Here is a 20,759-nt window from a genome sequence, read left to right as displayed (position 1 = left end):
TGCACAGGTTTTTTCTTCCTTGCATGTATTTTTTATTATAATAAAGTGTTGCCTTAGCATTTTTATTCGATGCCTATTCCCTAAAATCACCCATCAGCTTTTCCTTTATTTTGTTATACTATTAATGGTATATTAAATAATGTTCGTTTAAAAATAACCATAATATGATTAAGTATATAAGGGATGGTGCGGTAATGTCTATTGAGGTACCAATTTCAATACCAAAAACGTTAATTATTATTCCAGCGTATAACGAGGAAGAAGCAATTGCAGATACATTAACAAGATTATTAGAACTAAAACAGCATTTTACAGCATTAAGCATTTGCGTTATTAATGATGGATCAAAAGATAAAACAGCTCAAATCGTAAAAGATTTCCCTGTTCATCTTGTTAATTTACCATATAATCTAGGCATTGGTTCAGCTGTACAAACTGGATATAAATACGCTTATGAAAACGGATATGATATTGCGATTCAGTTCGATGCTGATGGACAACATAATCCTGATGATTTATACAAAATTATACAGCCTATCGCCGAGGATCAATGCGATATGGTGCTGGGTTCACGTTTTACAGAAAAAACAGCATATAAAGGTAGTATTTCCCGAAGAATCGGTATTTTTTATTTTACTGCTCTATTGAAAGTACTAACAAAACAAACATTTATGGATCCAACTTCTGGGTATCGTGCTATCAATCGAGAAGTAATTAAGATTTTTGCACACAATTATCCAAAAGATTATCCAGAACCAGAAGTCCTTATTCATTTAAAAAAGAAAAAACTTCGCATTAATGAAATATCTGTAAATATGCAAGAGCGACAAGGTGGACAATCTTCCATCACTCCCCTTAAATCTGCATATTACATGGTTAAGGTGAGTCTTGCTATATTGATGCAAAAAATCGTGAAAGGTTGATAATGAATGCATATAATTACCTTTTCATTTATCTTTATTTTATTACTATTCTTCTTAATTATTAATTCCATTCGTCGTGGGACTTTAGAAACAAAATATGCTATTTTATGGATTTTCGTTTGTATTGCAATGGCTATTTTAAGTTCTACGGATAAAATTATAAATTGGATTGGAAAACTATTAAAAGTAGAATATCCTCCGTCCATTTTATTCTTATTCGGACTATTATTCTGTTTTATCTTAATTTTTGACCTGACGAGAAAAATATCCAAATTACACCATCAACTTGTAACATTAACGCAAGATTATGCATTATTAAAACAAAAATTAAAGATAACAGATAAAGAATAACTTCCTAACTAAATACTAATATATAAAAGCTCCTGAATTTTGCTTGAAAAATTCAGGAGCTTTTATCATTTCAAATTATTTCTTTCTAATTATACGAGATACCACAATAGAAAGTTGATTTACAAAGTTTATATGCGTTAAACTTATACAGATGTTCTTGTAGTCTTCTTCCTTTCAAAAGGCTTGTATATATGGTACAAAACATAAAAAATTTGAGGAGATAAAAACTCTATGATAGAACAAAAACAACTCGTTTCCGTTGTCATACCTCTGTATAATACGGAAAAATATATTGAAGAAACGATGCAATCAATACTAGATCAAACATATAAAAACATTGAAATTGTAATTGTTGATGATGGAAGCAAAGATCAATCACCTTCCATCGTAAAAAACCTTGTACAAAAGTACCCAGGACAAATAAAATACGTCCCTCAAGAAAATCAAGGTGTTTCTGTTGCTCGTAATACGGGAATTGAAAATGCTAGCGGAGAATATGTTGCTTTTCTTGATAGTGATGATTTATGGCATCCAACAAAAATCGAAAAACAAGTTGAAAGCATGCATAAAAACAACATGAACGCTTGTTATTGTGGCTATATGAACTTTTACGAAGAGACTGGTGAAAAAGTTGAGCACACGACAAACTTTATTAAAGGTGATATGACAAAAGCTTTCTTAACGCATCAAGTTGTTGCGCAAACAAGTACTTGGATTTTCAAAAGGTCTATCGTGATGGATCATAACATTCGTTTCACACCAGGATGTAGCTGGGGAGAAGACTTAGAATTTCTATTTAAATTAATGAGTGTAACAAATGTATGCTATGTAGATGAATATTTAACATATTACCGAATCTTATCAGAAGGAAATCTTTCTTCAAAGTATAAGGATTATGAATTAAAAACAACAAAAGAATTAGAAGTATTTAATCGCATGAAGGATTGGTTTCATAATAAATCAAAAGACTTGATCGTGAATGATTCTACAGAACTTATTGAAATCCTTGAAACTTATCTATTCCCATATACAGTCATTAACAATGCTTGTATATACATTAAAGGAAGCTCTAAGTTAGATAAATCACAAGTTCAATTAATCAAGGGCGATATAAATAAATATTGTCGCAAAATTTATTCAAAAAATGGAAAACGAAGCAAAAAGCTATACGCGATGCTTTGGTTTGTACGAATAAAGTTTATGTTTTCTTAAATAAAGAATACGCTTTTAAACATACTTTCCGTAAACAAATCAAATTTACAAATAGGACGAAGTGCGTCCTGAAAAATAGAAAGGTCTTGTTCCATGAAAACAAATAAAATCCTTAAAAACGCCTCCTACCTATTTGTAGGAAATATTACTGTTCGATTTGTACTTGCTATTGCGACGATTTTCTTTGCAAGATATGTTTCACCAAAAGATTATGGGATGTTTACAACTGCTTTAGCAGTTTCCGCTGTTATTTGTTATTTTACAGATGCAGGTTTGACACATACATTTATGCGTGAAGGAACGAGAAGCAACGCTAACATTAGCGTACTAATTAGTAGTTATTTACGTATTCGTTTAGTATTAGCTATCGTAATTTCTGTGCTCTTCGCTATTTTCGCTCAGTTCTTCTATCCTGATGCTTACTTACGTGCGATGGTATATTGGGTTGTACTGCCGACAATGTTTGGAGCAACTTTACAAGGTGTTGGGATGGCTTACTTCCAAGTAACAGAACGCATGCAATTTACAGCGATTATTTCTGTAATACAAGGTGTAACAGCCGCAGCTGCTCTTCTACTAGGAATGTCCTTTAAATGGTCACTTATGATGGTTGCTGCCATGTACGGGATATCCAGTCTCGTAACAGGACTCATCGCCTTTATAATGGTAATTCGCCATACAACAGTTCATAAGGGCTGGGATAAAGGTATTTTAGATCAATTGCTCATTTTCACAATCAATGGCATTATCATTATGCTCTTACCACAGTTAGGGCCCATTATATTAGAAAAAGTTTCAACGTATGAGCAAGTTGGATTCTTTGGAGCTGCTTCTAAAATACCTGCTGTCCTTTATCAAATACCTGGTGTAATTGCAGCAGCTTTTTATCCAAAGTTATTTGCTTTTGGAAATGAAAAGAATATTGATGAACATAGAAAACTATCTCAGTTCGAATTAAAGCTTATGTCTTTCTTAGGAATGGGAATCTCCATTCCATTTATCGCTGATCCAAGCTTTTGGATTGTTACTTTATTAGGTGAAAAATATGCACCAGCCGGTGATGCTCTTGCAATTTTAGCCTTTATGGTCATTTTACAATCTATCAACTATCCACTTGCTGATAATTTAACAACTATTGGTCAACAGTGGAAGCGTGCGACAACGATGGGAATTGGATTAGCTGTCGCTATCGTAAGTTACATCGTATTAGGTAGCCAATTTGGAATGATGGGAGCTGCGGTAGCTGCTATCATTACTGAGGTTACTTTATTAATCGGATTTACTTTATTCGTTCGTAAAGGATTTACATTACTATTCAAAGGGATTGCATTTAATACACTAGCATTTATAATCAGTTACGCCCTATACCGCACAGTATTAATTAACTTACCACCACTGGTAGCCCTAACACTTACTGGTATATTGTACGGTATTATTGGCCTTGCAATTGATCCACAAATACGCGGGTTAATTTTAGGATTTGTAAATAAAAAATTAGTTCGTAAAAACGCTTAAAAGCCAAAAGCTTTTCCTATTAAGAATGGAAAAGCTTTTGGCTTTTTATATACTATCATTTACAGAACATAAACTCTGAAGACTGCACTTCATTATTCTCGACTTTTCAGTAGTTAAAAAATGCTATATATTCCATGTCAAATTGACTTACTTTCTGAGAATGCTTTATACTAAATTACAAGTAAACTATGAAATTCACTGCTTGTAAAATATATATGATACAACAAAAATATATATTTTTTTATACTAAAACTAAAAAACACACCTTTATAATCGGTGTGTTTTTATATGTAACAACTTTCAAAGGAGGATTATAAATTTTTATGAGCATTAAGCCGGGCAATAAGATTTTCTCAAAGAAAACTATAATGATTATTCCGATATTATTATTGTGTGCTTTTGCTTTTCATTATTTCTTTTTAACATCTAATCAAATCTTTTCTGGTACAGGTGATGCATTAAGCCAATTTGGCTTCTTTACATTTCTCCTGCAACATGCCTTTAAAGATGGTAATCTTTTTTGGTCTTTTGATTATGGATTAGGTGGAGATTTATTTGGAGAGTTTAGTTATTATTACAGTACAGCGCCGTTCTTCTGGATTACGCTGTTACTTCCTAAATTAAATATTGAACAAATCTATGATATGAAATTATACATGAGTATTTTAAAAAACTTTTTAGCTATGTTATTCATGTATGGTTCTTTACGTTATCATAATAAAACAGTCTTCTCATCTTTTATTGCTGCTATTATGTATGGTGGATGTATTACTTTTATGCGCCATTCATTACTTTGGGATTTCATGGCTGATGCCATCGTATTTTTACCATTAGTAATATGGGGACTTGATAAATATATTATAGAAAAGAAACGTGGACTTTTCCTAGTAGCTGCTACTTTAATGTTAGCATCGAACTTTTATTTTGCTTTTATCACAAGTATTTTCATTTTCATTTATGCATTTTTCCAATACTTTGCCACACAGCAAAATAAAACAATCGTCTCTTTTCTAGCTTATTATATTAAAATTGGATTATTATACGGTCTATCACTTGGCTTGGCTGCAGTTTGCTTTATTCCATCAGTCAATGCGGTATTTAGTGCGGATCGGTTAACGAAGAAATTTGATATACCTTTATTCTTTGAAGATAAATTTTATAAAGATCTAATGGAAACTATCTTCTTCGTATATGATGCTGAAAATCATCAATTAGCTTTACCAGCTTTAATTTTATTCCTAATCATATTTGGAATGTTTATACGTGATAAACTTGTTAAAAATAAAGTACTCTTTACATTTTTCATGTTCATTCTGTTTATGCTTCCGTATACATACTCTGTATTTAATGGTTTCTCAGCAATGCAATATAGATGGCTTTATTTATTTGTATTTGTAATTGCTCAAACTATAGCATACATCTTAGATTGGATGATTGTTCATAAGAAAGAACATAAATTACCTTATATAATGAGTTCATTAGTATCAATAGGATTATTCATTTATGCATTTTATAGAAAAGTAAATATAAATGTAAGTGATAAACCTTTACAGGCGGTTGACAATATTTTAATCGGAACTATCGTTCTTTCTGTCATTACAGTATGTTTATGGCGTTATCTTTCTAAACCTTTCATACAATTTTTAGTTGTAGTGAACGTACTCGTTAGTACAATTTCCATGAATTACATGTATGCTAATAATATACTTAGTACAGCTTTCGGACAAAGCAATGCTACAAAAGAAGCTTTACATGTATCTGGCTATGATAACAAAGATGAGATTGCTGCCATTCGTTATATACAAGAATATGATAAAGACTTTTATCGTATTCTTAACCCAGGTAGCGCCCATAACACACCAATGCTACAAGGTTATCATGGTACAAGTACGTACCAAAGCTTGATTAATTATTATGTTCATGACTTTATGAAAAATAAATACAACGTATTCCAAGGGTTCGACACTCCTTCGATGTTCTTCCAAGTTGATAGTCGACTACTACTTGAAAATATGTTAGGTATAAAATATCGCGTACTAAGCGCTGATACAGATCAAAAAAATATCCCATATGGATATAAACTATTAAAACAAGTAGGACCCTATAATATTTACAAAAATGACTATGCTTTACCGTTAGGGTATGTATATGATTCTAGTATAAGTGAAGAAGAATTTTCTAAATTAAACTTCGCTCAGCGTGACCAATTATTATTACATGCTGTAGTCGTTAATAATGGAAAAGACTTTTCATTAACTCATTTTGATAAAAAGAACCTTAATTCAAAAGCGGTACCTATCAAAATGGAAAAAGTACAACTAGAAAATATGGAAAAAGAGAATAATAAACTCATTGTCCATGGCAATGGAAATATGATCGTACCTATAAATTATCCTAATACTCCTGGAGATTTAATTGTAGAATTAAAGATACAAAATAAAGGTTCATTCCATGCAGTAGTTAACGGGAAAGATATGGGGAAAGGTGAAGACACTGGTGCATACTCATATCCTTTAGAAAGATTTGTTTATAATTTAGGTAAAGACGATCGTCCAGACCAACTAACTATTTCTATTGATGCACCAGGTGAATACGAACTTGAAGACTTACAAGCAAATATCGTAAATTACGAAGGTGTACAAAAAGAAACAGAAAAACTAACTGAAAATAGACTTCAAAATATTTATTATAAAAACAACTATTTAAAAGGTGAAATCAACTCAAAAAAAGATGGATTACTATATTTATCTGTTCCATATAGTAAAGGTTGGACTATAAAAGTTGATGGAAAAGAAACAGAATTCACGAAAGCAAATTCTGCCTTTATTGGTGTCCCGATTACAAAAGGAGCACATGTAATCGAAATGACTTATGTTACACCTTACTTTAAATTAGGTATGATTATATCAATTATTTCACTAATTATTTGTGTAGCCTTACTAGTCTTTACAAATCAAAAAGGACGAAGAAAATTACCTTTTAAAAAGCAGCAATGAGCACTCAATAAATCATGAAGCTATCTAAAGCGGATAGCTTCATAAAAAATATTAAATAACGTTTTAACTATTATAAACAAGGAGGGTCAAAAATGACTCTTTCAATAATCGTACCATGCTACAATGAAGAAAAGATGCTTCGAGCCTTTTATTCAGAGACTTCTCTAGAAATTCATAAATTAACTACCGATTATGAATTTGTTTTTGTAAATGATGGTAGTAAAGATGATACATTAAATATTCTACGTGATTTGGCAAATTCAGATTCAGCTGTTCATTATATATCATTTAGTCGGAATTTCGGCAAAGAAGCCGCTATGTTAGCTGGTTTAAAATACGCTACAGGTGATGCAGTTGTTATTATGGACGCCGATTTGCAACATCCTCCTACATTAATAAAAGAAATGTTAGAAGGATATAACGAAGGTTACGACCAAGTTATTGCAAAAAGAACAAGAACAGGTGATTCACCCGTTCGCTCTTTCGTTTCTCGTCTATACTATAGAGTGATGAATAAGTTTGTAGATATTGAACTAGTAGACGGCATTGGAGATTTTAGACTTTTAAGTAGAAGAGCTGTTGATTCTCTATTATCTTTAAGCGAATACAATCGCTTCTCAAAAGGTTTATTCTCCTGGATTGGATTTAATGAACTAATTATTGGATATGAAAATGTCTTACGTTCTGATGGAGAAAGTAAGTGGACTTTTTCTAAATTGTTAAATTACGGAATTGATGGTGTTATCTCCTTCAATAATAAACCATTAAGACTATCTATATATCTTGGATTATTAACAACTATTTTAGGGGTTTTATACGTAATTACTACATTTATTCAAATTATTGTTGGTGGTGTTGAAGTCCCGGGATACTTCACTTTAATTTCTGCTATATTATTTATTGGTGGTATTCAACTCATTTTCCTAGGTGTTATGGGTGAATACATCGGTCGCATTTATTATGAAACGAAACGTAGACCACATTTTATTGTAGCTGAAAAGAAGGTTAGTGAAGTCAAACAAAAAGCGTAATATAAAAAAAGTTATTTCTATCTACAGAAATAACTTTTTTATATACTAACATTTACACACCTTTATTTTGCATAGATATAATCGTTTCCTTTAGCCCATTATAATAAGAAGTTTTTGGTATATTCCCAATACACCTCTCATATTTCTCTCCGCTTAATACAACAGGATTTTCTGTCAAATATAGCATTTCCACAAATTCTTTCATCTGCTTATCAAATAGTCCGATTAAATTTATCATACCTTTTTTTACTGTCATTACTGGTTTTGTATATCCCGTTAATTCTTGTATATGTTGAATCATCTCTTCACCTGTAATGACACCACAACCCGGTATGTTCCAATTTTGTCCATAGGCCTCATCACGTAAAGCTAATTCAACCATTGCTTTTGCACCGTCTGGTGTGAAAATATATTCACGAGCAATCTTTTTATCTCCAACAAAGCTTGATAACTTATTTGCAAGTACCCCATTTAAAGTATGATGAACAAGTGTACTTTCTGCATTTGGACCATAAAAATCAGGGAAATGTGCAATAAACATTTGTACACGAGCCTGTTTTGCCATCATTTCTAGCTGTAACCGAATTTTCCCTTTCTTCGTATGTGGTGCCTTTTTAACTTCTTCCACTACAGGTTCTTCCCCTTGCCTCCCATACGCATAAATATTATCAACTATCCCTAACTTACTGTCGTAATACATTGCTACTTCTAATATATTTTTTAATAATTTTGGTTGCTTCTTCTCCCAATCTGAATATGGAATGTTTACAGCATGAAATATAATATCAACGCCTTTCGCAGCTTCCATTATATCCTCCTGTATAAATACATCTCCCGCTACAATTTTCACATTTTCTTCTCCAGAAAATAATATCTCTAATTTCTCTTTATTCCTCGCAAAGGCCACTACATGAATTCCTCTGCTACATAATTCTTTTACAATTGCATACCCCATTGATCCAGATGCTCCTAGCACTAAAGCTTTTTTCATTATATATCCCCCCTAAATTAATTAACCGCTGTTCAATTAATATTAAAAATAAAATCACTTACATAAGAAGTGATTTTGAAATAAACTCCACGTGTACTTTAGCTAATCCTTTTACTTCTTCAAATGTTTGATCATTCCCACAATAGTGTGCCACAAACCCATGTAATGATAGAAAAACAGACCATATTGTCATTACATTTACCTTCTCATTACACAAAGAAGATACAACAGTAGCAAATTTTTCGTAACTAACATTTGGGCCATCTGCTAAACATTCTTTTAACTCATCATCTCTAATTAAAAACATGATTTCATAATGACTTTGATTTTGCAAACCAAATTCAATAAAACCAAATAAAACAGCTTTCAATTGTTCCTCTTGTAGTAAATTTTGATCATTAATCTTATCTAATTTTTGATTTAGCAATTGAAAATCTTGCTCTACCATCGCATAGAAAAGCTCTGCTTTATTTTTAAAATGATAATAGATGGCACCATGGCTATATCCTAGTTCTGTTGCAATTTTACGCATTGAAGTATGCTGATAACCTAATTTTATAAATAAGTCTCTTGCTACATTCATAATCATTTCTCTCGTTAATTCTTGTTTAACTGCCCTTCTTGGCGACATTTTTCATACCTCACAATTTAATTGACCACTGTTCAATTAATATTATAACCTTTTCCCAAAAAAATACAATGAGTTTCTTACAAAAAGATACATTTTGAAAGGATAGCATTATACTCAATAATTTAGTATCATGATTCAAGGTACTATTTCAAGTTGGACGGAGGATACTATGAGCTTATTAACAGTAGAAAAACTAGGCCATACATTTGGCGATCGCACATTATTTAAAGATGTATCCATGCGTTTACTAGCAGGAGAACATGTCGGATTAGTCGGTGCAAACGGTGTTGGTAAATCAACATTTATGAATATTATTACTGGTCAACTTATCCATGATGAGGGCCGTGTAGAATGGATACCTGGTACAAATTACGGTTACTTAGACCAGCATACAATTTTAACACCTGGTCGCACAATTCGTGATGTATTAGCTGACGCGTTTTTACCTTTATTTGAAAAAGAAAAAGCTTTAAATGAAGTTGCAGAAAAAATGGGAACTGCAACACCTGAAGAATTAGAGGCACTTCTTGAGGAGATGGCGGAAATACAAGATGCTCTCGAAGCAGGTGGTTTCTATTTACTAGATATGAAAATCGAAGAGGCAGCAAGAGGTCTTGGAATTGATGCAATCGGTTTAGATCGTGATGTTTCAGCACTAAGTGGTGGACAACGTACAAAAGTATTACTTGCAAAGCTATTACTTGAACAACCAGAAGTGTTATTACTCGATGAGCCTACCAACTATCTAGACGTTGAACATATTCATTGGTTAACGAATTATTTAAAAGAATATCCACATGCATTCTTATTAATTTCCCATGATACGGAATTTATGAACAAATGCGTTGATGTTATTTTCCATCTAGAATTCACAAAAATGACGCGCTATACAGCGACATACGAAAAATTCCTAGAGTTAGCCGAAATTAATAAAAATCAACATATAAATGCTTATGAAAAACAGAAAGAGTTTATTAAAAAGCAGGAAGACTTTATTGCAAAGAACAAAGCTCGTTATTCAACGACAGGTCGTGCAAAAAGTCGTCAAAAACAACTTGATCGCATGGAGCGTATTGATCGCCCAGAAACAGCAATTAAGCCAGAATTCTCATTTAAAGAGTGTCGTGCAAGTAGCCGTTTCGTCTTTGAAGGCGAAGATGTAGAAATCGGATATACACATCCATTACTACCAAAGCTATCAATGACAATTGAACGCGGTGAGAAAATTGCTATCGTTGGATGTAACGGTGTTGGTAAATCAACATTACTAAAAACAATTTTAGGCAAGATTAAACCATTAAAAGGTAAAACAAGCCTTGGTGATTTCCTAGAGCCAGCATACTTCGAACAGGAAGTAAAAGCTGATAACATAACACCAATTGATGACGTTTGGAACACATTCCCTAGCATGGACCAACATCAAATTCGTGCAATGTTAGCGAAATGCGGATTAAAAAATGAACATATCTCTCGCCCACTAAATCAATTAAGTGGTGGCGAACAAGCAAAAGTACGTTTATGTAAGCTAATGGGTGAAGAAAGTAACTGGCTACTATTCGATGAGCCAACAAACCATCTTGATGTTAAGGCAAAAGAAGAACTCCAAAAAGCCCTGAAAGCGTATAAGGGAACAATCCTTCTTGTATGTCACGAACCAGACTTTTATGAAGGCTGGATAACAAAGATTTGGAATGTTGAAGAATGGTCACAAAATAATTCTTGATTATAATAAAAATCCTTGCGTCCTGTTCTATATGCAAGGATTTTTATTATTATGTTATTTTTATCTTATAGTATGCCATAAGCCTTAATCGAAACTCATTTAAATCAGGATATACCGCTAAATTAGCAAGCATACCTCTAATAACTGGAATCCTTGGGTTTTGCAATCTCATTTCTGCTTCTAAAACATCTAAAGTCACCAGCAATTCATCATTTTCTAATTGATCAGCTAATGTTCGTTTAAATATAATAATTTCACTTAGAAAATGTTCCTTCACCTGTTCCTTGATGAGCCCGGAACTACAAAGAAATTCTCCAAGCCTCTCTTCATGTAGAACAGGTTCCTCTGAAGATTCTAGAAGTCCCTCTACCAAACTGTCTATCCTCTTTAAAATGAAAGCAGAGACATAGGATAAATCAATTTCTGGTGCATTTAAAATAATTACTTCTAAATATCCACGGCATGTCCCCTCTACCATAATTACTAAATCTAACAAGTATGGAATGACCTTTTCACCATAAATGGACAGTAAGCTATTCCGATAAAACGCATGAGACTCTAATTTCATCCGCATCATAAACTCTTCTACTTCTTTATTAAATGGAATAGCATTTTCTCTCGCGTGCATAATAATAAATTCCTTATGCTTCTGTACATCAGTAAACTGGTAACACAATTGTTTTTCAAATTTTTCACGTGGCAATAAAGATTCTCTATCAATATCCAGCATTTTCTTTTGGATTTTGTCATAATAATATCGAAGTGTCGCTAATAACAACTCATCTTTCGATTTAAAATATAAATAAAAAGCCCCTTTTGATATACCACAGGCTGTGACAATTTCCTGTACTGACGTTGCATTCACACCCTTAGTCGCAAATAATTTCATAGCCGATTCTATAATTAAACGCTCTTTTTCTTTCATATCTTCTCTCCTAAATTTAATCTCGCATCATATTATAAATTTAATTTTATCCCGCTATTTACGGACGGTAAGACAACCACTTCAAAATTCTGTGGAAACAAAGAATTTTAGGTGACTGTAAAAGCCCTCTGGTTATAATTTCACTTTATTATACCATCCCTTTTCATTGACGACTGACCGAACAGTCAGTTATATTATGTATTAGACTGACCAGTTGGTCAATACAATAAAAAGGAGCGCAAACATGAACAAACTCATCAATTTCTCGTTAAAAAATAAGTTCGCGGTTTGGCTACTAACCATTATTGTTACCATTGCAGGCATTTATTCTGGGATGAATATGAAGTTAGAAACAATTCCTGATATTACAACGCCTATTGTAACAGTAACTACGGTTTATCCTGGTGCTACACCAGAAGAAGTAGCTGATAAAATTTCAAAACCAATGGAAGAGCAACTCCAAAATTTAAGCGGTGTAAACGTCGTTAGTTCATCATCTTATCAAAACGCATCTTCTATTCAGGTAGAATATGATTTTGATAAAGATATGGAAAAAGCCGAAACAGAAATTAAAGAAGCGCTCGCAAACGTGAAACTGCCAGAAGGTGTGAAAGACCCGAAAGTCTCACGAGTAAACTTTAACGCCTTTCCTGTTATTTCATTAAGCGTAGCGAGTAAAACTGAATCTTTAGCTGCCTTAACAGAAAATGTAGAAAAAAATGTTGTTCCTGGATTAAAAGGACTTGATGGTGTCGCATCTGTTCAAATCGCAGGTCAACAAGTAGACGAAGTACAGCTTGTCTTCAAAAAAGAGAAGATGAAAGAATTAGGTTTAAGTGAAGATACCGTAAAAAATATGATTAAAGGTTCGGACGTATCGTTACCACTTGGCTTATATACATTTAAAGATACGGAAAAATCAGTTGTTGTAGATGGTAACATTACAACGATTAAGGCATTAAAAGAATTAAAAATCCCAGCTATCCCTTCATCACCGAATGGTCAAGGCAATCAAAACACTGGTGCTGGAACACAACCATCACAGATGAATCCAGCCGCTATGAACGGTATACCAACGGTTACATTAGAAGAAATTGCTGATATTAAAGAAGTCGGAAAAGCAGAGTCTATTTCTCGAACAAATGGAAAAGAAGCAATCGGAATTCAAATTGTGAAGGCTGCTGATGCGAATACAGTTGATGTTGTAAATGCAGTTAAAGATAAAGTAAAAGACCTTGAGAAAAAATATAAAGACTTAGAGATTATTTCAACATTCGATCAAGGTGCGCCTATTGAAAAATCGGTCGAAACAATGCTTAGCAAAGCTATTTTCGGTGCTATCTTTGCGATTGTTATTATTATGTTGTTCCTGCGAAACATTCGAACAACGCTAATCTCTGTCGTTTCTATACCACTTTCTTTATTAATTGCTGTCTTAGTCATAAAACAAATGGATATTACGCTTAACATCATGACACTTGGAGCAATGACAGTCGCTATCGGACGTGTCGTCGATGACTCCATTGTTGTTATTGAAAATATTTATCGACGTATGTCGTTATCAGAAGAAAAATTACGTGGAAAAGATTTAATTCGTGAAGCTACGAAAGAAATGTTTATCCCAATTATGTCTTCTACAATTGTAACAATCGCTGTATTCTTACCTCTTGGGCTTGTAAAAGGTATGATTGGTGAAATGTTCTTACCATTTGCTTTAACAATTGTTTTTGCCCTACTCGCTTCCTTACTTGTGGCAGTTACAATTGTACCGATGCTAGCACATTCCTTATTCAAGAAGGAAAGCATGAGAGAAAAAGAAGTACATCATGAGGAAAAACCAAGCAAACTAGCAAACGGATATAAACGTATACTTGAATGGGCGTTAAACCATAAAATTATTACATCAAGTATCGCTGTCCTTCTATTAGTTGGTAGTCTTGCACTTGTGCCAATTATCGGTGTAAGCTTCTTACCATCTGAAGAAGAAAAAATGATCATTGCAACATACAATCCTGAGCCAGGTCAAACATTAGAAGACGTTGAAAAAATCGCAACGAAAGCTGAGAAGCATTTCCAAGATAAAAAAGACGTCAAAACAATTCAATTCTCATTAGGTGGCGAAAACCCAATGAGCCCTGGTCAATCAAATCAAGCAATGTTCTTCGTTCAATATGATAACGATACGAAAAACTTTGAAAAAGAGAAAGAACAAGTCGTTAAAGATTTACAAAAGATGTCTGGAAAAGGTGAATGGAAAAACCAAGATTTCGGAGCAAGTGGCGGTAGTAACGAAATTAAGCTATACGTTTATGGAGATAGCTCTGAAGAAATTAAGCCTGTCGTGAAAGACATTCAAAATATCATGAAGAAAAATAAAGATTTAAAAGACGTAGACTCTAGTGTTGCAAAAACATATGCAGAATATACTTTAGTCGCTGATCAAGAAAAGTTAAGTAAAATGGGGCTAACTGCTGCTCAAATTGGAATGGGACTTTCAAATCAACATGATCGCCCTGTTCTAACAACAATTAAAAAAGACAGTAAAGATATAAATGTATATGTAGAAACTGAAAAACAAAACTATGAAACGATCGATGACTTAACAAATCGCAAAATTACAACGCCACTTGGTAATGAAGTTGCTGTTAAAGATGTTATGACTGTAAAAGAAGGTGAAACTTCTAACACAGTAACACATCGTGATGGCCGTGTTTATGCGGCGGTTAGTGCGAAATTAGCATCTGATGATGTTTCAAAAGCATCTGCCGCTGTTCAAAAAGAAGTAGATAAAATGGATCTTCCTTCTGGTGTAGACGTTTCTATGGGCGGTGTTACACAAGATATTCAAGAATCATTCAAACAACTTGGCTTAGCGATGTTAGCTGCGATTGCCATTGTATACTTCGTTCTTGTTGTTACATTTGGCGGTGCCCTTGCACCATTCGCAATTTTATTCTCACTACCATTCACAATCATTGGTGCACTTGTTGCCTTATTAATCTCTGGCGAAACGTTAAGTGTATCTGCGATGATTGGGGCTCTTATGCTAATTGGTATCGTTGTAACGAACGCAATCGTGCTCATTGACCGTGTTATTCATAAAGAAAATGACGGCCTATCAACACGTGAAGCATTATTAGAAGCTGGTGCAACACGCCTGCGTCCTATCTTAATGACTGCAATTGCAACAATCGGGGCTCTTATCCCGCTTGCATTAGGATTTGAAGGTAGCGGCTTAATTTCTAAAGGACTTGGCGTAACAGTAATTGGTGGATTAACAAGTTCAACGTTATTAACACTTCTTATTGTTCCAATCGTTTATGAAGCACTAAGCAAATTTAAAAAGAAAAAAGCAAAATAAAAAAATAACCTCGCTGACTGCGAGGTTATTTTTTATTTCTAAACAAGATTAGAAAATCACCATATCCTTCTTTTTCTAAATCTTCTTTTTGAATAAAGCGTAGCGCTGCTGAATTAATACAATAACGAAGGCCGTTTGGTCCTGGGCCGTCTGGAAATACATGCCCTAGATGTGAATCTCCTTCCTTACTTCTCACTTCCGTACGCGTCATATTATGGCTAACATCCATTTTTTCTTTCACACTAGCTGACATAACTGGTTTCGTAAAACTCGGCCATCCACAGCCGCTATCGAACTTATCGAAAGAAGTAAATAATGGATCCCCCGAAATAATATCTACATAAAGCCCTTCTTCTTTATGATTCCAATATTCATTTTGAAAGGGCGGTTCAGTTCCATTTTCCTGTGTTACATAAAACTGCATCTCGTTTAATCTTTCTTTTAAATGAGCATTATTCTTTGGCCAATGTTGTTTAATAAAAGCATCTCGCCCTGATCCTTTACGGTATAACTCATAGCGGAACGTGTTTTTCTTATGATAGCCTTGATGATATTCTTCAGCCAGATAAAACGTAGTAGCTGGCAATATTTTTGTAGCAACCGGCTTCGAAAAACGTCCACTCTTCTCAAGCTCTTCTTTTGAAATCTCTGCCTTTTTATGTTGTTCTTCATTATGATAAAAAATCACTGTTTCATAAGACTGTCCACGATCGTGGAATTGTCCCTCCATATCAGTCGGGTCAATTTGTTTCCAATATATATTTAACAACTCTTCATACGGCATTTTATTTGCATCAAATGTAATTTGTACTGCTTCATAATGCCCAGTTGTTTCCGAGCACACTTCTTTATAAGTTGGATTCTCTTTATGGCCACCTGTATAGCCTGAAACAACCTGTATAATCCCTTCCATCTCTTCAAACGGCGAAACCATGCACCAGAAACACCCACCAGCAAATGTAGCTAATTCCTTCTTTTCATTTATAGCCATTATTTCACCCCAATTGTATATTCTTCTTACAGTATGGCATAGAATACCATACTTTATAAAAGAAAAAGCATCGAATATCGATGCTTTTTCTTACTTTATTTTTTTGAAAAATCCTTCTCAGTTTCATCACTTGTCACATCTAAAACATCTAATAGGAATATGAAGATTGGGATACCGATAATAAGCCCCCATACACCTAAGAAATGCTCAGAAAAAATTAACACCATAAATGTGTAGAAGATTGGTAAATTTGTTTTTTGTGACATAAACTTCGGATTTAATACATAACTTTCAAGCGCATGAATTACTGTTACGATAACTACAATATAAACGACATACATAATACCGCCGATATTGTAAGCAATCATACAGAGTGGGAATAACGAGATAATAACACCCGCCACTGGAATTAAACCAAGCAAGAAAATCATTAACGCTAAACCTAGTAATTGCGGGAATCCTAATATCCATAATGCGATAACAGATAAAACACAGTTAACAATTGCAATTAAAAATTGTGCTTCGATTACTTTCCCGAATGAACGTGCAAATTTCTTTCCGAAATACTCTATTTCGTTATAGAAAATTGCAAGTCGACTTTCTTTAAATTTCGAAGTAAAAGCAACGATACGTGCTTTTTCAAGTAAGAAAAATAAGCTCAAAATTACAGAAAGTAAAACTTGAAGGCCAAATTTCCCAACATTCGTAATGGATTTATACAAAATGTCTACGCCTTGCCCTACATATTTAGAAAGCTCCATATGATTCACAGCATTAACTGCATACTTAATTAATTCACTATCAGGTGGATTTCTTAAAAATACATTGAATTGATAAATCAATTGTGAAATTTGTATTGTTAATACCGGTAAATATTTAAATAGCGTAATGGCAATTCCCGCCACTAACATTACATATAAAAGCGCTATAATAATTTTCCGATTAATTGGCATAAAATGATCTAATTTACGAGAAATAAACTTTTGGAATCGATCCATTAAATACGTCAACATAAACGTAATTAAAATTAAATTTAACATACTTTGCATCCCATACAATATGAGAGCAAGTAATACTAATACGATTAACCTCTGAAATCCTTTGCTTTGAAACAGGTTTTTTATTTGCATAATCGACGAGTACTCTCTCCTGTCCTATAAAGTAAAACGTTAACAAGTAGCTCTCTCTCTATTCTCTACTTATAATTATCCTTGAATATTAAAGCCATTGCGAGCAATTTATCTTCAACCCTAACCGCCCGTTAATTGTGCTAATATATTATGTTACTTCTTATTTTACAATACAATGACCTATTTCAAAACGCATTATGCAAAGTATTAATGAAGATTTAAGGAAACTTTTATTCCCCTAAGAATAGGTCTTACCATTACTGTAACATAAAAAGCAAGCTATCAGTAGAAATCCGTCCTACAAATAGCTTGCTTTTATATTTTTTTAAGTAAGTTTTATCATCCAATAAACGGCATGAACATTGGAATAACCACCACCGTTACGACACCAACTACTGCCACATCGATACTTAAAAAGCTGCTTCTTAAATACGAAGCAGCTTTTTAAGTTCTTTTGCATATGTACGGCTAACCGGGACTTTGGATCCCTCTTTCATAATTAAGTTATAAGTCGAATTAAACCACGGCTGTATCTCAGAAATATGATTAATATTAGCAACGAAACTACGATGAACACGCATAAAAATTGTTTGTGGTAATTTCTTTTCCAAAATGACAAGCGTATCATGTGTTACATATGTTTCTTTCATTGTTTTTACAGTTACTTTCCCATCTAAAAGCCCTACGTAAATAATATCCTCAATGTTAACAAGTACAATTGATTCCTCAATTGGTAATGCTAATTTATGCATCTCGGTCGTTACATCTACACCCTTTACATCTTGCTTTGTTTCTAATTTTATTTGCTTTTGTTTTTTATATTTCTTTAATGTCTGTAAGATACGTTCTTCATCAAATGGCTTTAAAATGTAATCTAATGCATCTACTTCAAATGCTTGCAGCGCATATTGATCATATGCAGTAGCAAACACAATTGAAGGTGGATTTTTCATTTTCTTTAATATATTTGCGATTTCAAATCCGTTATCATCAGATAATTGAATATCTAGAAAAATAATATCTGGTTTGTTTTTCATTAATTCTTCTAATGCATCCTCTACACAATCCGCCTCACCAATTATCTCTATTTCTTTTGTCTGCTCTAATAAATATTTCAATTCATCCCGTGCTAACATTTCATCATCAACTACTAATACTTTTAACACTCCGTTTTTCCTCCTCTACTTTTTTCGGAATTACAAAGAGGATCTTTGTCCCTTGCTCTAACTCACTTTCAATTTGAAGCATTGTCTCTTTCCCAAATAACCCGATAAGTCGTTCATTAATATTATATAAAGCTGTTCCCGTCCCTTTCTTTGATGGAACTACCATTTTTCCTAATTGCTCTAGACGTTCACTCTCAATCCCTTGTCCATTATCCTTTACTTCAAAGTGAACCATCCCTTCTTTTTCAAACACATGTACCTCGACTTGGCACACTGGCTGCTTTTTCGGAAAAGCATGGCGCAATGCATTTTCAACTAATAGCTGAAGCACAAATGGTGGAACTAAAGTCACCTTTAGTGCCTCTTCAATGTACATCTTCACTTCATACTTATTCGGAAATCTCGCTTGCTCTAACGATAAATATGCATGTACATGATTCAACTCTTGTTCTAATGGAATAAGTAATTGTCGTGCCCCTTGCAAATTACAACGAAAATACACGCTAAGCTGCAATAATAATTTTCTCGCTTTCTCTACATCTGTTCGGCATAAAGCGGATACTGTATTAATTGCATTAAATAAAAAATGCGGATTGATTTGTGCTTGCAGCGCTTTTATTTCGGCATCTTGCAATAACTTACTTTGTAACTCAGCTTCACCTAACTCAAGCTGTGTGGAGAATATTTTCGCTAGCCCTTCCGCTAACTCTTCTTCAACACGACTTAATTGATTAGAGTTTTTAAAATAAAGCTTTAATGTTCCTATCGTATTTCCATGTGAAGTTAATGGAATAACAACTGCCGCTTGTAATGGACACCCTTCATGTTGACAATTAATAATCTCACGTGATTTCGCCTTCATTATTTCCCCTGTTTTCAATACTTCTTTTGACAAACCTGTTATTAAACTGTGTGAAGGAATATGATGATTTGATGCTAATCCAACGTGAGCTAAGATTTTCTCTGTATCTGTTAAGGATACCGCATCCGTTCCCGTAAAGCGGTGAATAATTTGTGCCACATGTTTACAAGACTCTTCTGTTAACCCTTGGCGGAAATATGGTAACGTCTTATCAGCAATTCGTAATACTTTATGCGTTTGCAAAGCTTTTGCGTTTTCTTCTTGTCGTAAAATAGCTAGTATCATCGAAAGTAAAATAAAACTGCCAAAACTATTTACAAGAATCATCGGTAGCGCAATTGTTTTCACAACACTAAGTCCATCTTCTATCATTAATAGAATCATAAGCATTTCTAAAGTAACGATAAAAACACTTAAAATCGCAGAAAATTTAGGTGTAATAGTACGGTTATATTTTTTGAAGATGTATCCAATATAACCTGTTATAATCCCAGCCAAAATTGATGAGATTGCACAACTTACTGCCGTCGTCCCGCCAAGCATATAACGATGAATACCCGCAATAGAACCTACTCCAATTCCAACGATAGGCCCACCTAGCAACCCACTAATTCCAACACCCATGATTCGTGTATTCGCAATTGTGCTGGATGATGAAACACCTTGTAACCAATTTTCATTCATAATAGTATTTCCTGCTATTTCAATCCCTGTGTAATTGCTTACAATTGTAAACACTGAAAAAATACAAATAAGCTTAAACTTATCTACATATCCGTCTTGCTTATGAAGAAGACGCCGGAACGTTTTAATATGAGAAAGTAAAAATCCTAAAATAACAATAAGTCCGACGCGTTCAATCATCATTAATACTAAATTTAGCATCTGTGATTCATTCCTTTTTATATTAGTTAGTTTTATTATGGGAAAATAATGAAGCGTGCGTCAAGA

At 33.5% G+C, this 20,759-nt stretch carries 15 protein-coding genes and 1 pseudogene; 8 read left to right on the top strand and 8 right to left on the bottom strand.

What is annotated here, in order from left to right; translation table 11 throughout:
- Positions 1–194: 194 nt before the first annotated feature.
- The 6 genes from ACE38F_RS01990 to ACE38F_RS01965 all read left to right on the top strand — a co-directional run bounded on the left by ACE38F_RS01990 (position 195) and on the right by ACE38F_RS01965 (position 8,028).
- On the top strand, positions 195–923 hold the full coding sequence (locus tag ACE38F_RS01990) for a glycosyltransferase family 2 protein (RefSeq protein WP_000021472.1): 729 nt from the start codon (positions 195–197) through the stop codon (positions 921–923).
- A 6-nt stretch (positions 924–929) separates the two neighbouring features.
- Complete coding sequence (locus ACE38F_RS01985) at positions 930–1,274, top strand: DUF2304 domain-containing protein (RefSeq protein WP_002174456.1); 345 nt, start codon at positions 930–932, stop codon at positions 1,272–1,274.
- Positions 1,275–1,505: 231 nt separating this feature from the next.
- Positions 1,506–2,486: a glycosyltransferase family 2 protein gene (locus ACE38F_RS01980; RefSeq protein ID WP_375371066.1), complete on the top strand. Its 981-nt coding sequence runs from the start codon at positions 1,506–1,508 to the stop codon at positions 2,484–2,486.
- 93 nt (positions 2,487–2,579) lie between these two features.
- The gene (locus tag ACE38F_RS01975) at positions 2,580–4,001 is read left to right on the top strand and encodes a flippase (RefSeq protein ID WP_215554881.1); all 1,422 of its coding nucleotides are present in this window, start codon (positions 2,580–2,582) and stop codon (positions 3,999–4,001) included.
- A gap of 323 nt (positions 4,002–4,324) precedes the next feature.
- A complete protein-coding gene (locus ACE38F_RS01970; RefSeq protein WP_375371065.1) occupies positions 4,325–6,997 on the top strand; it encodes a YfhO family protein in 2,673 nt (890 codons plus the stop codon).
- Between the two features lie 92 nt (positions 6,998–7,089).
- A complete protein-coding gene (locus ACE38F_RS01965) occupies positions 7,090–8,028 on the top strand; it encodes a glycosyltransferase family 2 protein (RefSeq protein WP_215554883.1) in 939 nt (312 codons plus the stop codon).
- A gap of 52 nt (positions 8,029–8,080) precedes the next feature.
- Here ACE38F_RS01965 and ACE38F_RS01960 read toward each other — a convergent pair whose 3' ends face one another.
- Positions 8,081–9,019 carry an SDR family NAD(P)-dependent oxidoreductase gene (locus ACE38F_RS01960; protein WP_375371064.1) on the bottom strand — a complete coding sequence of 313 codons (939 nt, stop codon included), beginning with the start codon at positions 9,017–9,019 and terminating at the stop codon, positions 8,081–8,083.
- Positions 9,020–9,077: 58 nt separating this feature from the next.
- Positions 9,078–9,650, bottom strand: coding sequence for a TetR/AcrR family transcriptional regulator (locus ACE38F_RS01955; protein WP_375371063.1), 573 nt, complete (start codon positions 9,648–9,650; stop codon positions 9,078–9,080).
- A gap of 169 nt (positions 9,651–9,819) precedes the next feature.
- Here ACE38F_RS01955 and ACE38F_RS01950 point away from each other — a divergent pair, with 169 nt between their 5' ends.
- Positions 9,820–11,373, top strand: a complete 1,554-nt coding sequence (locus ACE38F_RS01950; protein ID WP_375371062.1) for an ABC-F family ATP-binding cassette domain-containing protein — start codon at positions 9,820–9,822, stop codon at positions 11,371–11,373.
- Positions 11,374–11,422: 49 nt separating this feature from the next.
- On the opposite strand, the gene ACE38F_RS01945 is transcribed toward ACE38F_RS01950, so the two are convergent.
- On the bottom strand, positions 11,423–12,298 hold the full coding sequence (locus ACE38F_RS01945; RefSeq protein WP_375371061.1) for a TetR/AcrR family transcriptional regulator: 876 nt from the start codon (positions 12,296–12,298) through the stop codon (positions 11,423–11,425).
- A 244-nt stretch (positions 12,299–12,542) separates the two neighbouring features.
- On the opposite strand from ACE38F_RS01945, the gene ACE38F_RS01940 reads away from it, so the two are divergent.
- Positions 12,543–15,659 carry an efflux RND transporter permease subunit gene (locus ACE38F_RS01940; protein WP_215554888.1) on the top strand — a complete coding sequence of 1,039 codons (3,117 nt, stop codon included), beginning with the start codon at positions 12,543–12,545 and terminating at the stop codon, positions 15,657–15,659.
- Positions 15,660–15,684: 25 nt separating this feature from the next.
- On the opposite strand, the gene msrB is transcribed toward ACE38F_RS01940, so the two are convergent.
- The 5 genes and pseudogenes from msrB to lytS all read right to left on the bottom strand — a co-directional run bounded on the left by msrB (position 15,685) and on the right by lytS (position 20,693).
- On the bottom strand, positions 15,685–16,137 hold the full coding sequence (gene msrB / locus ACE38F_RS01935; protein WP_375371093.1) for a peptide-methionine (R)-S-oxide reductase MsrB: 453 nt from the start codon (positions 16,135–16,137) through the stop codon (positions 15,685–15,687).
- Between the two features lie 45 nt (positions 16,138–16,182).
- Positions 16,183–16,650: pseudogene (gene msrA, locus ACE38F_RS01930) on the bottom strand (peptide-methionine (S)-S-oxide reductase MsrA); the annotation flags it as partial.
- 95 nt (positions 16,651–16,745) lie between these two features.
- Positions 16,746–17,780, bottom strand: a complete 1,035-nt coding sequence (locus ACE38F_RS01925; protein ID WP_002198704.1) for an AI-2E family transporter — start codon at positions 17,778–17,780, stop codon at positions 16,746–16,748.
- Positions 17,781–18,205: 425 nt separating this feature from the next.
- Positions 18,206–18,946, bottom strand: coding sequence for a LytR/AlgR family response regulator transcription factor (locus ACE38F_RS01920; RefSeq protein WP_375371060.1), 741 nt, complete (start codon positions 18,944–18,946; stop codon positions 18,206–18,208).
- Complete coding sequence (lytS, locus tag ACE38F_RS01915; protein WP_215554891.1) at positions 18,924–20,693, bottom strand: two-component system sensor histidine kinase LytS; 1,770 nt, start codon at positions 20,691–20,693, stop codon at positions 18,924–18,926. Before lytS ends, ACE38F_RS01920 begins: the two co-directional genes overlap by 23 nt.
- Positions 20,694–20,759: the final 66 nt, after the last annotated feature.

This window comes from Bacillus altaicus, assembly GCF_042136375.2.
GTDB classification, from domain to species: Bacteria; Bacillota; Bacilli; order Bacillales; family Bacillaceae_G; genus Bacillus_A; species Bacillus_A cereus_U.
Note: the sequence above shows the minus strand (reverse complement) of the source record. Positions and strands in the feature narration are given on the sequence as shown.